Origin of the sequence: Algoriphagus chordae (genome assembly GCF_003254055.1) — a bacterium.
Classification (GTDB): domain Bacteria; phylum Bacteroidota; class Bacteroidia; order Cytophagales; family Cyclobacteriaceae; genus Algoriphagus; species Algoriphagus chordae.
Genome location: NZ_QKZT01000009.1, coordinates 47,921 through 63,110 on the forward strand (window position 1 = coordinate 47,921; position 15,190 = coordinate 63,110).

Below are 15,190 nucleotides of genomic sequence, written 5' to 3' on the forward strand. Positions count from 1 at the left end.
AGTAAATTTGATCTCGGGTTTTATTCTACCGACTTCGGTTTTTGAAAACTATACAATAGGTAAAAAAGCGAGGGCAAAATAAACAAGCTTCCGATCAATAAGGCCCAAGCTAGCGTATCAATAGGTTTTCCCATTGCTGCAGAGTTAAAAAACGAAAGATTTTCTCCTGATTTTAGAATAATTAAGTCAGGGAAATAATGGTAGCCAAAAGCCAATAGAATAGCGCTGACCACAAAACCACTTAGCAAACGAACCAGCGTTTTACTGCCTTCTTGCAATTTTAGCCAAAGAAAAACTATAGCCAGAGTAGCCAACACTAAGGTGCCTACTGTAATCCACTCCGTTAGAAGTAAGCCTACCAAAGGTACTTTATCAATGATCGAAGCAGCAAATACCAACCCTCCTGCGAGCACTGTGAATACTATAAACAGCTTTGCCTTCCTCACGACAAACATTTTAACTTCAGCCTTTTTGGCCTCGCCAACTAGAAATACAGATGCTAGAAATCCGCAGATTGCAACAGTAAAAACCCCAACAGAAACGCTGAACAGATTAAACCAAGGATGAATATATGCCTCATAAAACCCCATGGCTTCAGGATCTATTTGCCCACCTACTGCTGCCCCGAAAATTAATCCCAGAAAGAATGGCGTAATAAAGCTGGAATAAGTGAAAATGAAATCATAGACTTTCTGCATATCATCCTGATAAGCATCATAATGACGAAAAACAAAAGCTGTGCCCCTGCCAATAATCCCGATAAGCATTAGCGCCAAAGGAATATGTAGATGAACAGAAAGCGTAGTATAAATCGGCGGAAAACCCACAAAAAGAATCACAATGGCAATAATCAGCCACATGTGATTTGCCTCCCAGATCGGCCCGATAGTCTTATAAGTAGTGTTTTGGAGTTGAGCTCGCATTCGGGTAGGTGTGAATATCTCAAGAATCCCTGCTCCAAAATCAGCACCTCCTAGAATGACATACATCAAAAGTGCTAGGCAAAGAAAAATGATTACGACGTAAAGCATATATTCAGATTAAGAGTCAGCATTTGTCTTTGAATTTTGAGCCAGCGTCGCAGGAACGGCTTTGATCTGTCGATAGAGCAAAAATGAAACTATTCCTGCCAAGGAAATATAGATCGCGGTAAAGATGAAGAACGAATACCTTATTCCTGGAATCGGAGTCACAGCATCTTTGGTTAGCATGATTTCATAGATAATCCAAGGTTGCCTTCCTACTTCTGTAACTGTCCATCCAGCTTCCAGCGCGATAAATCCCAGTGGTGTAGCCAGTACAAAAAGCCATAGAAACCAGCGCTGAATCTGCCAGTTCTTCTTTTTCCATAGGGAAATAAAATAGAGCAAACTCAATCCAACCAGGATCATACCTAGTCCCACCATGATCTGGAATGCATAATGAACTACTGCTACAGGCGGATGATGTTCCTCTGGAAACTGATCCAAGCCAATCACTTCCGCCTCGAAATCTCCATGTGCCAAGAAACTTAAAGCTCCGGGTATCTTAATCGCATAATTAACTTCCTTCGCTTCTACATCAGGAATTCCACCGATGATAAGCGGAGCAGTTTTGCTTGTTTCAAAATGTGCTTCCATAGCAGCTAGTTTCGCAGGCTGTCTTACAGCGATATCCTTGGCAGAAATATCTCCCGAAATCGGCTGTAGCAAGGCAGCAACTGCTCCAAACACTATGGCGATTGTAAAAGCCTTGCGATGAAAATCTACATACTTACCTTTCAGCATCAGATAAGCATGAATTCCCGCCACCGCAAAACCAGTAGCAGTAAAAGCCGCTAAAGTCATATGCAAAGCCTGTGTAAACCAAGCGTCATTGAACAGGGCTGCAACTGGATCAATATTTAGATATTTACCATCCACAAAATCAAACCCACTTGGGCTATTCATCCAGCCATTGGCGGCTACGACCAAAATACCAGAAGCCAATCCACTGACACCCACTACTACGCCTGTGAACCAATGAAACCAAGGTTTGAATTTACCCCAACCATACAAGAAAAAACCTAAGGCAATTGCCTCTATAAAAAAGGCTGTTCCTTCTAAGGAAAATGGCATGCCGAAGATCGGTCCTGCATGAAGCATAAATTCTGGCCAAAGTAATCCTAGTTCGAAAGAGAGCATGGTGCCCGAAACAGCCCCCGTAACAAAGAAAATGGCCACGCCTTTACTCCAGGCTTTAGTCAAATCCAAGTAGAGAGGATTATTGGTTTTTAGGTATTTGTAATGGGAAGTAGCCATGAAAAAGGGCATTACCATACCTATACAGGCGAAAATGATATGAAATCCCAGAGAAAGGGCCATCTGAGATCTGGCGGCAAAAAGATCATCCATAGGATAACTGGCGATTAGTTTCTGAAGGAATCTCTTCCCAAGAAAACGATTAAACTTCTCTAGTCTTTGACGCAGTTACGAGCAGATTAGTTCGTCAGTCAGTAGGAATAATTCAAAATTAATGAGTCAGTAGGAAGTCTAGATAGTAAGCTATTCATTAAAAGCACTAAAAGAACAGCTGGCAAATCGTTAATCAATTGAAATAAAATCTATTACGCTCATTTAGATAATTTTCTTATCTTTTTGATATTAATCGAAAATAGAATTTTTATGTACGTAAAGCGGTATTACAGTTTTTGGATGACCCTTCGCTGGTCAAAATTATCTCTCATTTATGGGATACTTTATTCCTCTATTATCATCGTCTTGTATGAAATTACAAATATCCCCTTTTCCCTTCCTTGGCAACCAATTTCTGTAATCGGTATTGCGGTCGCTTTTTTTCTGGGTTTCAAAAACAACAGTTCTTATGACCGAACTTGGGAAGCCCGAAAAATCTGGGGAGCAATAGTCAATGACAGCCGCACATTTGCCACCGCCATACTCAGTCTCAGCAGTTCTACTATATCTACAGAACGTAAAAGAGAAATTATCCATCGGCATCTTGCCTGGCTTTTGGCACTGAAGCATGCGATGAGAGTTGAAAAGAGCTGGGAACATAATCTACCTGTAAACAAGCTAAATTTCATACCCGGTTTTATCAAAGAATACTATGCTGGCCCCTATGCTGAAATCGAAAAATATCTCTCCAAAGAAGAATTAGAAATAATTAAAAAACTGACAAATATCCCTTCTCAATTACTGAAAAATCAAAGTAATGAAATAGGAAAGTTGAATGAGCAGAGACTTATCTCTGATCACAAGCAGATTTGGCTACACGAATTGATCGGGAAGTTATATACCAACCAAGGCATGTCTGAGCGGATCAAAAACTTTCCTTTTCCAAGGCAATATGCCTCCACAGGTTTATGGATCACATATATATTCTGTGGCTTGATTCCCTTCGGGTTGCTGGATATCTTTTCAGAGTCAAGCGCATTGCATTATTGGCTGACGATTCCATTTTCGGCTATTATTATCTGGACCTTCTTTGTGGTAGATAGAATCGGAGATTATTCCGAAAATCCATTTGAAGGAGGATATAACGATGTGCCGATTTCATCCGTTGCCAGAGCCATCGAAATTGATTTGCTAGAAATGCTTGAGGAGAAAAATATCCCTGATCCTTACGCCTCTGAAAATGGCTTTTTGATGTGAGACAGGGAATTAGCAGTTCGAAGTACAGTGTGGTAAGAAACATAGTATATCAGACCACTTATTTATGAATAGGAAAGTTTTGCAAAAGTATTCTGCCTCTAACTTACGCTCTCTACGTTTACTTCAGCTGTGGTTAAATGCAAAAAATCCCTCAAACTTTCGCCTGAGGGACTGAATGGCAAATAAATTCCGTCTTATCTTTTTCTGATGCTGCTGGAACCTGAAGTTCTGATATCACCTAATCTTGGAGAACCTGAGTAAATCACATCCCCAGATCCTGATGAGCGTACAGATACTTTTCCCAAATCACCCACATGGGTATCTCCAGAGCCTGACTTGCTCACTTCCAAATCTCCTATAGCTAGGTTTTCACCATTGAAATCTCCAGATCCAGACTGCTTGATTTCTGCTTCGTCTACAGCTCCTGCTTTGATTTTAAGATCGGCAGAACCAGAAATAGAAACTGTCAATTCCTCAGCTTCAAGTCGGTCCATAATAATATCTCCTGAACCCGAAAGACCAGCATAAAACTCGTCCGATATCACTGGGGAAGTTACTTCTATTGTACCCGAACCGGAACATTTCACGCCTTCCAATTCCTTGTAAGTGATGTAGAATTTCAACTTGACATTGTTATAACTCCCTTTCACCAATCCCACAGTCAGAACATCTCCGTCTATTTCTGTTTTTACTTTGCTCAAGTCAACTCCTTTGGCCTCTATTCTCACTTCTTCCTTGTTTCCTTCGGTCATGATCACTTCCCAGCTTCCGCCAGAATGCACTTTAGTGAAATGTCCAGGAGTTCTAGTCTCCGTTGATTGAGCTTGTACGCAGGCACTCATTGCAAAAAGCATCAATGCTACTGTAAATAATTTTGTATAGGTTTTCATAATTAACGTATTGAATGATTGGAAAATTTATTATTTATATAGTTGAAAGCTGGCAAAGTGGTAAAGTTCAGGACATGATTTATAGTTAGGTCTCAATTATTAGATGCAAGCCAAATCCTAAAGGTTGCACCAACTCATTTTTTTCTTGACTCTAGCTACTTGATACTTTTTACCAAATACTTTTCACTTTTCACTTCCAACTCACTCGCTCTTAATACTTTTCACAGGATCCTCCCAAGCAGCCTTCAAAGACTGGGACATTACAGTAAGCGCTGCTATTGCTCCAGCTATCAATCCCGCCCAAAGGAACACAGTCCAGCTGATTCCAATTTTGTAAGCAAAATCCTCTAGCCAGCTAGACATGCCAAACCATGAAATTGGTATTGCGATCAAAAAACCCATCAATACTAATTTCATAAAGTCTTTTCCTAGTAATACCAGAATGTTAGCAGTCTCTGCTCCCATCACTTTCCTGATCCCAATTTCTCTTGTGCGCTGTTGAGTAGCAAAGGTGATCAAGCCTAACAGTCCCAACACCGAGATCAATACCGCCAAGGCAGAGAAGAAAGTAAAGATGGTCTTTACGCGTTGTTCTGCTTCATATTGTCTATTGAAGCCCTCATCTACAAATATTGGTTCAAAGGGAAAACCCGCATTAAGGTCGGCCCATTCTGTCTTCAAATAGGCCAATGTCTGCTCCTTGTTATCCTCACTGATTTTGAGACTTATCACATTCCCGCGATCTGCGTTGATCATAAATACTATAGGCACAATAGGTTGATGTAAGGATTCGAAGTGAAAGTTCTTCATCACTCCTGTGACAAACCCATTTCTGCCACCATAGTTGAATTTCTTCCCAATGGCCTCATCTGGACTACTCCAGCCTATTTCTCTGACCGCTGCTTCATTCAGAATAAATGCTTCTGAAGAATCACTTGCCATTTGAAAGTCAAAATCCCTACCTGCTACCATAGGTATACCATAGGTATTGATAAACTCATGCCCCACACTTATGTCAGCTATCCTAACATCAAGCTGAGAAAGTGTTCCATTTACCTCAGCACTTCCACCCTGTGAATCCAGTAATCTTCCAGAGGGTACTCTTGAGGAAATCGCTACTGCATTGATATCTGGATTGTTCAATAATCTATCTTTAATGATTTGGTAGTTTTCACTAATTGATGGATTACTTGGCAGCACCACTATATCTTCTTTATCAAAACCCAGATCTTTGGATTGCATGAAATTCAGCTGACTAACCACCACTAGGACGGCAACTATGAGCATAACTGAAATAGCAAACTGTCCCACCACCAGCACAGAGCGGAAATTCTCATGACCTTTTCCAGCTTTAAAAGCTCCTTTGAGTACTCTTGATGGAGAAAATCCTGAGAGAAATAACGCAGGATAGCTTCCTGACAAGAGCCCTACTCCCACAACCAAGCCTACTAGTCCTATTAAATATTCGGGATTTTGTATAAAACTAAAACTGAGTTCTTTACCAGTAAAATTCGCAAAAACTGGAAGGAAGAAATAGGTCAAGATTAGTGCAAAAACCATAGCTATAGAGGTCATCACAAATGACTCACCCATAAACTGTTGTACTAGCAAGCCACGATCTGCACCCATCACTTTTCGCAGGCCTACCTCCATAGATCTCAAGGAAGAACGAGCGGTAGATAGATTCATGAAATTGATACAGGCGATCAAAAGAATAAATAGGGCCACTGCCAAATACACATACACGTAATCAATATTCCCATTTGCCTCAATTTCCGAATCCAAATTAGAGTGCAAATGAATGTCTTTGATAGGCATAAGATGCAAAGCTGTAGTCTTGGATGCAGGAATTCCTGCCTGAGACTCACCCATATTTCTATCGATCATTGATGGAATTCTAGATTCAAGCGAGGCCGCATCATAGCCAGGTTTCATCAGCACATAAGTGGAGAAATTGTTTGATCCATAATTACTCATAAATGCTTCCTGACCTCCATAAAATTGAACAACTGGGTTCATAGATGCGATGAGATGAGGATGCATGTGGGAATTTTCGGGCACATCATCGAAAACTCCCCGCACTTGAAAAGTCAATTTCATTCCTTGGATTTCCGCCAAAAGCTCCTTCCCTACGGCTGCCTCAGTTCCGAAATATTTCAGAGCGGTAGACTTTGAGATAAGCACTGCATCAGCCTCATTCAAGGCATTTTCAGGATTACCTTCAAGTATCTCCCATGAAAACACCTTGAAAATTTCTGGATCTGCGAAAAAGAAATCTCCCTCCACAAATGAATTTTCGCCTGAGCTGACCAATAAATCAGCATTAAAAAAACGAACAACCTCCTCTACCTGATCTCCAAAATCCGATTTGATCAAAGGTCCAAAAGGAGGTGCTAAATGGCCCAAATGCAGATTTTCTGAGCCATCAGCGTTATTCCAACTTCGAGACACTCTATAGATGTTATCAGCATTGGCATGATAGCTATCATAACTCATCTCATGCTGTACAAATAAAAAAATCAGAATACTCACCGTCATTCCTATTGCCAGTCCCAGGATGTTTATAAAAACATACAGCGGGTTTTTCTGTGCATTTCTGAATACGATTTTGAAGTAATTTTTCAGCATGATTAATGAAATTGAAATAACTTGTCCACTGTGGCGGATTGAAATATTTAAAGATTATTTGGTAAACCTGGCCTCTATGCTTTGGTGATTTCCCTTGAGGAAAGGAATGCTAACCCGGTTCAAAGTGACTATCTAAAGAAAATCCTTAGGCTTTCTTTAAGAACAAGCTTACCTCCTAACTACTTTTCCAGACCCAAAACTCCCATTCGTAATATCTGTAGGTTCACCGTTGTAATAAACAGATCCTGAGCCTAGGGAACCGACGGTAAGTTCACCTTCTACACCTATATGCGTATCTCCAGAACCGGTTTTACCGATTTTCACATCTTTGGCCATCAAATCTATTGCTTTGAAATCTCCTGAGCCTGCCTGACCAATATTGACATCAGAGGCTGAACCACTGGCGATCGATACATATCCTGATCCAGCCATTCCCACATTCAAATCACCGGTAGTGAGCATCTCCAATTCGATATTTCCAGAACCAGCTAGTCCGATGCTAAACTCTCTAGCACTGATATCTGAACGGATAATCATATTGCCCGAACCGCTTAAACCCAAACTCTCCAGGTTTCTAACAGTGACATAAGCGGTGAAATTTGCATTATCATCGGAATCATCCAATTCGATGGTGAGGTTTCCATCCTCGATTTCTGTGATTACCTCATCCAGGTCAAATCCTTTGGATACCAATTTGACTTCGTCCCTATCTCCTAGGGTAATGATCACATCCCAGGAACCTTCTGAATTAACTCCAGTGAATTTACCGGGCGTACGGGTTTCAGTTTGAGCTTGTGCTGTAGTTCCCATCAGGAAAATCAGCAGGACAAAAGCATATATTTTTGAGAAGTTCATAGTGAATTGCATTAAGTTCTATTCCACCAATACTTTTCAGAGATTGTGCCAATGCCAAAAAATGCCTCTGGACTCGATTTAACAGTATTTCACATAATCAGCCTGTCCGAGCAGGAGCTGTTTTGTTCGGAGGCGAACGTTTATTCAGCTTTTATCTCTTTTATCTAAAATGCAATTACAGCGTTAGGAGCTGTACGGCTTAGTCTGTTCACGTATGATCTTAGCCTTATACAATATGTGTTTTGCGTTCAGGGAATTAGCCCCAACCATCTTCTTCTCTGCCACCGTACTTGCAAAAGTGAGACTATAGACCATTTTCTTCAGAACTAAGTGACCAACTAATCCAGATAAATGAATTCAATTTTTTATCTTAATAGACCATTAATAATCTGCTTATGAACCATTTAGCTATTTTCTATCTATTTTTTCTTTTGTTCCAAACCAAGGAACCTGCTTTTAAGGAGCAACTCATCGATGGTAATGTGTCTATTGGCTATGGGGTAGTAACTGGTGATGTGGATGGAGATGGAAAACTAGATTTAATCCTGGCTGACAAAAAAGAATTCGTTTGGTATCGAAATGGCGACTGGAAACGCTTTGTATTGGCCGCCAACATCAGCGAACGAGATAATGTATGCATAGCCGCACGAGATATTGACGGAGATGGTAAAGTAGAAATCGCCGTTGGAGCTCAGTGGAATCCCGGAGAAACATCTGATGAAACACAGTCTGGCTCCGTTCACTACCTTATTCGGCCAGCTGATCCAACCCAACTTTGGAGGCCTGTACAGCTCCCACACGAACCCACGGTCCACCGAATGTATTGGGTAAAGACAGGAGAAGCAAGCTTCCAATTGGTAGTTCTTCCACTCCATGGTCGGGGAAATAAAGGCGGAGAAGGTGAAGGAGTAAAAGTAATTGGATACGAAAAACCCAATGACCCTACTGCCACATGGAAAACCTATTTAATAGACAATTCCATGCACCTAACTCATAATATGACAGCCATGCAAATGGAAGATACAGCTAGGGAGACAGTTTTCATTGGAGGAAAAGAAGGAGTGAAATCTTTTGTTTTTGGCAATAGTAAATGGATGCCAGCAGCTCAAGCATCACCGATTCAGAACCATAGTGTAGGAGAGCTTAGTCTCGCAAAAACTGATGAAAACACGTTGCTACTAGCCGCTATCGAACCCATGCATGGCAATCAAGTAACTGCCTATATTGATCTTTCACGAGAACAGAATCTGGAAAACCTGAAACGAAGCTTACTAGATGAAAGCATTAAAGAAGGGCATGGAATTGTGACTGGTGATTTTCTGGGAACTGGAACGATCCAGATCGTAGCTGGCTGGCGTGTGCCTAATTCGGAAGGGAAAATAGGCATCAAGCTTTACGAGCCCCTAGATTCAGACTATAGCAGTTTCCAAGAATTCTGGATCGATGAAAATGGAATGGCTTTGGAAAGTCTAGCCGTCGCAGATCTAAATGCAGATGGAAAATTAGACATCATTGCAGCGGGCAGGAGTACAAATAACCTAAAAGTCTATTGGAATCAAAGATGAGAAAGGGGGACTCTGGCTATTAAACCTGCACTTAATCCCCTTAGCTTTTAATATTTTTCTTGACCACCTTCTTAAAACAGATTTTAATTTAAGTAATTGCAACTTCAATAAAATTATCATCAAAGTCTAACTGAAAGTAAATTGAACCACAAAACCACTAGTTTCCTCTACCTCATAATACTGATATTTACGCTGGCTTGCACCACCAAAACAAGCGATCAGGCCGTAGAATCAAGGCATACTCAAGCTAATTCAGATCCTGTGATCATGGCTTATTACGTTCCAGAGCGTGATTACCAGCCAGAAAAGATTCCTGTAGAAAAGCTTACCCACATCATTTATTCTTTCACTCATGTGATCGATGGAGAGATGAAATTCGGAAGACCTGAAGTCGGTGGGCCTAAGCTAGATGCGCTGGTCAAGCAAAAGGAGCGTAATCCTGATCTAAAAGTGATGATCGCCTGTGGTGGTTGGGGCGCTGATGGATTTTCGGATATGGCCTTGACAGAAGAGAGTCGCGCGAAATTCATCCAAAGCGCGTCTGAATTCATTACAAAACACAAACTTGACGGTATGGATATGGACTGGGAATACCCAGCAATATCCGGTGCAGGCACGAAGGCTCGTCCCGAAGACACTCAAAATTTCACTGCCTTGATGAAAGGCTTGCGTGAGATGCTGGACAGTTTTGATTCACCAAAACTCTTGACATTCGCATCCGCAGGCTGGAAACGCTACTACGATCACATCGAATTGCATGAAGTGATGAAATATGCTGATTATACTAATGTGATGACTTATGACCAGGTATCTGGGAATTCGGTTTACACGGGACACCATACACCATTAGGTAATGTGACAGCAGAAGAAATTGCTGGTACGCCATTTTATGACCAGCTCCAAAGCTTGTACAAATCCGGGAGAAATCCCGATGCAGACCCAAGGTCGGCGCAGAAAATTGTGGACTTCCTAATTAATGAAGGAGTAAACCCGAAGCAAATTGTAATTGGCGGTGCTTTTTATGGACGAGCGTGGAAAGGCGTTCCTTCTGATAATGACGGATTGTATCAGCTTAGTGGCGGACTTCATATTGGTTGGATGGCCTATCATAGAATTCGTGATTCTTATGAGCAGGACAGCAAATTTCAGCGCTATTGGGACGATAAGGCCCAAGCACCTTATATGTATAATGCCGCAGACAGCATATTCCTGTCATACGATGACACTGTTTCGGTAGCTCTCAAAACCAAATACACCATGGACAAAGGCTTGGGAGGTATTATGTTCTGGGAATTAGGAAACGACACCAAGGAAGAAGGAAGTCTGCTTGATGCTATTTATAAAGCAGCGAAGGAGTAGTAGACGAACTAACCTGGTATTCTGATTTTCTACAAAAATCAATTAATTAAGGTGTGGTTCCGGTTATTACTGGAACTACACTTTTTGTTTTTATAGTTTTAATAGAACCAATTTCATACATTTTTAGGTTTTTAGTATTGTAGAGGAAAATGGAAAAATTGCACATCATCTGACTGCTGGTTCTAATATCATTTTTAATTTTAAGTTGTATTATTTCTTAATACTTTTGGTTCAATGGAGCCTTTTACTTCAGTTGAACATTTTTTTATTAATAAACACTACACCTGTTTATGAAGTATATCAAGCAATTTGATAGTGTAAGGGGGATATCAGTTATTTTTATTGTGCTGTATCATTGGCTTTCTGTCTGGGATTTGGCAAAAAATTACATTGACAAAATCCCAACTGGGTTTACGCTAGTTGATGTTTTTTTCGTGCTTAGTGGCTTCTTAATTACACGCATCCTATTAATCAATCGTGGAATTAATGAAGAAAAAAATATCGACAAACCACTGATATACAAAAACTTCGTGATCCGTAGGGCATTACGTATTTTCCCTGCCTATTACCTAGTACTGATCTTACTTTTTGCATTTGACAGCAGTCTAGACAAATCCAAACTCGTTTACTTTGCTACCTATACTAGCAATTTTTATTTCTATCATGTACAAGAGTGGGATCCATACTTTTCACATTTATGGACCCTTTCTGTAGAAGAACAGTTTTACCTTTTCTGGCCCATTTTGGTTTTATATGTGAAAAGAAAGCATTTGCCACATCTGTTTCTCATTTACATTTGTATCGGTGTTATCAGCGAATATTTTCTTTTTGACAATGAGTTTGGGCAATGCCTTACATTTACCTGCTTCGATTCATTTGGGCTAGGTGCGTTGGTCGCATGGATGAACCTCTACAAAATGGAATGGATGGCTCCTGCGAAAAAGTTTTTTGGATGGTTGACTATCGCGCATCTATTCCTTTTCACTTACGAATACCTTAACAATTCTTGGACTTTTATCCCAGTAACTTCCCTTCTCTCGGTTTTTACTGCTTGGTTTCTGCTATACATTATAATATTAACCCAAGCACCTACCTATAAGCCTTCCATCATTTGGGATAACCCAGTCTTAATTTACATAGGTAAAATAAGTTATGGGATCTACTTGTATCACTTTATGTTGCCGAATTATTCAGGTTATATTTTTTACCCACTAAATGAGTACCTACCAGAAGCACTTACAGAATATTATTTTCTTATCCTTCTGGTGGAAAACTTTATACTCCTTCTTATAATCTCTTGGCTTTCCAGAATTCTAGTAGAAAAACCATTTATGAACTTAAAACGCTACTTTACTTTAGGAAAACCAGAAGGCAAAACTCCTAGTTACTCGGTAAATCAGGTAAACAAAACCTAGCTCATTCATCTAGAAATGCAAAACCATTAGTCGAGTTGAGTCTTCTTTATGACACACTAACTGGCATTAATACGAATCAACCAGCTCTTCACTAAACGATCCAATTACCTAACCATTCTTCGTCAATCACTTTTCAAGCTTTTTACAGGATTTGCAAGCGCAGCAGCAATTGCCTGATAGCTGACAGTAAGCAAGGCAATAGAAAGAGTAATGGCGCCAGCAATAAAAAACACAAAAATCCCGAGCTCTATCTTGAATGCAAAGGAATCTAGCCAGCGGCCCATCACTAACCAAGCAATCGGCACAGCTATGACAAAAGCTATTGCTACTAACTTGGTGAAATTGACCGAAAGTAATACTACGATACTACCTACAGAGGCACCTAGCACCTTACGAACACCAATTTCTTTCTTCCGTAGGAAGGCCGTATAAGCAGCCAGTCCAAATAACCCTATACAGGCAATAAGTATAGCTAGGACTGAAAATACGGTCAGGATTTTGCCAGAGGTTTGCTCATTTTTATAAAGCTCAGCCAGACTGTTATCCAAGAAAAAATAAGAAAGAGGTACTCCATCTGACAATTCCACCCACTTAGACTCCACTTCGGACAAAACCTCATTTTGCTGATTCCCTTCAAATCTAACTGCAAGGTAATTGGTAAATCCAGCGGGATTTTTATCATTGAAAATAGCCAGCGGAGTAACCCCAGAATGCAGGGATTCGAAATTGAAATTCTCAACTACTCCAACTACCGTCAGCTCCGAAGTAAAATTTTCTCCATTCACATTATTTGTAGTCATCAGATGCTGGCCTAGTGGATCGGTATCACCAAAAAACACTTTGACAGCCTCTTCATTCAAAAGTACTGAGAGCGAATCATTAAAATCCTCATCGAATACCCGACCTAGCTTAGCTTTGATACCAATCGTAGCAAACAAATCCGCCTCTGCAGACAAGCCTTTGGTAGTCAATACATCTCCGCCCCCAGGCTTGGTAAACTGTACTCCGAAAGTCCCTCTGCCGGGCATAGTGCTTGACTTGCCTGCAGATATCACTCCTGGTATGTTTTCTATTTCCTGCTTCAATGCATTGTGCTGATTTTGGTTGCCAAAACGATCCAAGACAAGCACGTTTTCTTTTTCAAAACCCAAGCTAGTGGATTGAATAAAATCAATTTGCTCATTGATAATCAACGTACCTGAAATCAAGGCTATGGCTATTCCAAACTGGAAAACAACTAAACCATTGCGCAGCCAGTTTCCCTTACCTGTTTGCAACTTGCCCTTCAGTATGCTAATCGTATTGAGTTTTGAAATATGAAAAGCAGGATAATAACCAGCCAGTAATCCTACAATGATGCCAAAGACAATCAGAATCGGTACCGAAGTCATTAAAGCAGAAAAGTCAAATACCAGTGATTTTTGGGCTAAATCATTGAAAAATGGCACCGTGAAACTCACCAATACAATCCCTATCAACAAACTAACAATCGTCAGTAAAACGGCTTCTAGAAGAAACTGGGCTATAATTTGTCCCCTATCGGATCCCATTGCTTTTCTAACACCAACTTCTTTGGCACGATCTGCGGACCTTGCTGTTGCCAAATTGATGAAGTTGATACATGCCAAAACCAAGATAAATATGGCAATAGAAATAAATATATACACATATAGGTAGTTTCCATTAGCTCTCATTTCTGCTTCCAAATTGGAATGAAGATGAATGTCTGAAATAGGTTGTAAAAAGTAGTTATACCCATTTCCTGCAGCTGAATAATCCGCATAGCTTACACCCAGATCTCGCTCGATTTGACCAGAAGCATATTTGGTTACTAAGTTTGGAATCTGAGTCTCAATCTCTGCGATACTCATTCCAGGGGTAGTTTTTATGTAGGTAAAAGCTGCAAAAGAGGTGTAATTATCCTGCTTCACAAATGGAAAAGATGCTGAGGAAATCAGGTAGTCAATTTTTAAATGAGAATTCTCAGGAATATCCTCCATAACTGCCACTACCTCAAATTCCTGTTCATTTTGCGTGAGTGTTTTACCTATTGGAGATTCATTCTTGAAAATCTTTTGAGCAATGGACTCAGAAATAACCATGGTATTGGGTTCAGCAAGTGCAGTTTTAGGATCCCCTGTCAGAAGTTCAAATTCAAGCACATTGAAAAAATTAGAATCAGCTACTGATATATAGCGCTCCTCATAACGAGTATCTCCATATTCTACAATAGCTCCGTCACCAAAATAAAATAGCCGTGTAGCATCCTCAACTCCCCTAATCTCCTTTTGGAAAACTTCAGAAAAACTATGTGGAATAATCGCATAGAAACTCACATGATCAGGATACACGCGCTCCAATGCTACCCGATATATATTCTCATGATTTGGAATAAACTTATCATAGGAAAGCTCATCCTTCACATGCAAAAAAATCAACATGCAGCACATAAAACCTAAAGTCAAACCCAGCACATTGATCGCTGTGTACACCTTATTTTTCAAGAGATTTCGGATCGCAATTTTTAGGTAGTTTTTAAACATAGTTGAATTTTTACTTATGAAATAGATTAAGAAATCTTCTACTGGAACAGACCATCCCACATCTACCATCTTCTCTCTAAGACCAAAAAGTCTGCAGTTCCTATCTTGTAATTTAATGGTTGCGAGTAATTAACCACAAACTTTTAGCAAAAAACAAGAGGTGGAATGAATTATCCCGATGAGGGGCAAGCGAGACCTTTTGCTTCGATTGGCTTTCCTAGTCAATGTAGCTTTAGGTTCAAAAATCTAATAAATGAATATCTCCAGTCGATTAAGACATAAATCACAGCAAGTAAAACGTCCTGT

General features: G+C 40.2%; 10 protein-coding genes. 4 read left to right on the plus strand and 6 right to left on the minus strand.

Annotated features, from left to right (window positions below; translation table 11 throughout):
- Positions 1 to 20: 20 nt before the first annotated feature.
- Both LV85_RS11270 and LV85_RS11275 read right to left on the minus strand, forming a co-directional pair.
- A complete protein-coding gene (locus LV85_RS11270) occupies positions 21 to 1,031 on the minus strand; it encodes a cytochrome d ubiquinol oxidase subunit II (RefSeq protein WP_111319431.1) in 1,011 nt (336 codons plus the stop codon).
- A 9-nt stretch (positions 1,032 to 1,040) separates the two neighbouring features.
- A complete protein-coding gene (locus tag LV85_RS11275) occupies positions 1,041 to 2,372 on the minus strand; it encodes a cytochrome ubiquinol oxidase subunit I (protein WP_111319433.1) in 1,332 nt (443 codons plus the stop codon).
- Between the two features lie 270 nt (positions 2,373 to 2,642).
- On the opposite strand from LV85_RS11275, the gene LV85_RS11280 reads away from it, so the two are divergent.
- The gene (locus LV85_RS11280) at positions 2,643 to 3,629 is read left to right on the plus strand and encodes a bestrophin family protein (protein ID WP_111319435.1); all 987 of its coding nucleotides are present in this window, start codon (positions 2,643 to 2,645) and stop codon (positions 3,627 to 3,629) included.
- Between the two features lie 194 nt (positions 3,630 to 3,823).
- Here LV85_RS11280 and LV85_RS11285 read toward each other — a convergent pair whose 3' ends face one another.
- The 3 genes from LV85_RS11285 to LV85_RS11295 all read right to left on the minus strand — a co-directional run bounded on the left by LV85_RS11285 (position 3,824) and on the right by LV85_RS11295 (position 8,002).
- Positions 3,824 to 4,519 (minus strand): head GIN domain-containing protein, encoded by a 696-nt coding sequence (locus LV85_RS11285; protein WP_111319437.1) that lies wholly within the window; start codon positions 4,517 to 4,519, stop codon positions 3,824 to 3,826.
- A 201-nt stretch (positions 4,520 to 4,720) separates the two neighbouring features.
- The gene (locus tag LV85_RS11290; RefSeq protein ID WP_111319439.1) at positions 4,721 to 7,147 is read right to left on the minus strand and encodes an ABC transporter permease; all 2,427 of its coding nucleotides are present in this window, start codon (positions 7,145 to 7,147) and stop codon (positions 4,721 to 4,723) included.
- A 168-nt stretch (positions 7,148 to 7,315) separates the two neighbouring features.
- Positions 7,316 to 8,002, minus strand: a complete 687-nt coding sequence (locus LV85_RS11295) for a head GIN domain-containing protein (protein WP_158531173.1) — start codon at positions 8,000 to 8,002, stop codon at positions 7,316 to 7,318.
- Positions 8,003 to 8,397: 395 nt separating this feature from the next.
- Here LV85_RS11295 and LV85_RS11300 point away from each other — a divergent pair, with 395 nt between their 5' ends.
- From LV85_RS11300 to LV85_RS11310, 3 genes are all read left to right on the plus strand, one after another.
- The gene (locus LV85_RS11300) at positions 8,398 to 9,567 is read left to right on the plus strand and encodes an FG-GAP and VCBS repeat-containing protein (protein WP_111319443.1); all 1,170 of its coding nucleotides are present in this window, start codon (positions 8,398 to 8,400) and stop codon (positions 9,565 to 9,567) included.
- Between the two features lie 141 nt (positions 9,568 to 9,708).
- Positions 9,709 to 10,926: a glycoside hydrolase family 18 protein gene (locus LV85_RS11305; RefSeq protein WP_245942268.1), complete on the plus strand. Its 1,218-nt coding sequence runs from the start codon at positions 9,709 to 9,711 to the stop codon at positions 10,924 to 10,926.
- A 290-nt stretch (positions 10,927 to 11,216) separates the two neighbouring features.
- Complete coding sequence (locus LV85_RS11310; RefSeq protein WP_111319445.1) at positions 11,217 to 12,341, plus strand: acyltransferase family protein; 1,125 nt, start codon at positions 11,217 to 11,219, stop codon at positions 12,339 to 12,341.
- Positions 12,342 to 12,463: 122 nt separating this feature from the next.
- On the opposite strand, the gene LV85_RS11315 is transcribed toward LV85_RS11310, so the two are convergent.
- Complete coding sequence (locus LV85_RS11315; protein WP_158531174.1) at positions 12,464 to 14,884, minus strand: ABC transporter permease; 2,421 nt, start codon at positions 14,882 to 14,884, stop codon at positions 12,464 to 12,466.
- Between the last annotated feature and the right edge of the window lie 306 nt (positions 14,885 to 15,190).

What these genes read in the sequence shown, in the direction of transcription:
- LV85_RS11275 (WP_111319433.1), bottom strand. Translation starts at nt 2,372, where the DNA reads ATGGATGATCTTTTTGCCGCCAGATCTCAGATGGCCCTTTCTCTGGGA.
- LV85_RS11310 (WP_111319445.1), top strand. Translation starts at nt 11,217, where the DNA reads ATGAAGTATATCAAGCAATTTGATAGTGTAAGGGGGATATCAGTTATT.
- LV85_RS11285 (WP_111319437.1), bottom strand. Translation starts at nt 4,519, where the DNA reads ATGAAAACCTATACAAAATTATTTACAGTAGCATTGATGCTTTTTGCA.
- LV85_RS11315 (WP_158531174.1), bottom strand. Translation starts at nt 14,884, where the DNA reads ATGTTTAAAAACTACCTAAAAATTGCGATCCGAAATCTCTTGAAAAAT.
- LV85_RS11300 (WP_111319443.1), top strand. Translation starts at nt 8,398, where the DNA reads ATGAACCATTTAGCTATTTTCTATCTATTTTTTCTTTTGTTCCAAACC.
- LV85_RS11290 (WP_111319439.1), bottom strand. Translation starts at nt 7,147, where the DNA reads ATGCTGAAAAATTACTTCAAAATCGTATTCAGAAATGCACAGAAAAAC.
- LV85_RS11270 (WP_111319431.1), bottom strand. Translation starts at nt 1,031, where the DNA reads ATGCTTTACGTCGTAATCATTTTTCTTTGCCTAGCACTTTTGATGTAT.
- LV85_RS11280 (WP_111319435.1), top strand. Translation starts at nt 2,643, where the DNA reads ATGTACGTAAAGCGGTATTACAGTTTTTGGATGACCCTTCGCTGGTCA.
- LV85_RS11295 (WP_158531173.1), bottom strand. Translation starts at nt 8,002, where the DNA reads ATGAACTTCTCAAAAATATATGCTTTTGTCCTGCTGATTTTCCTGATG.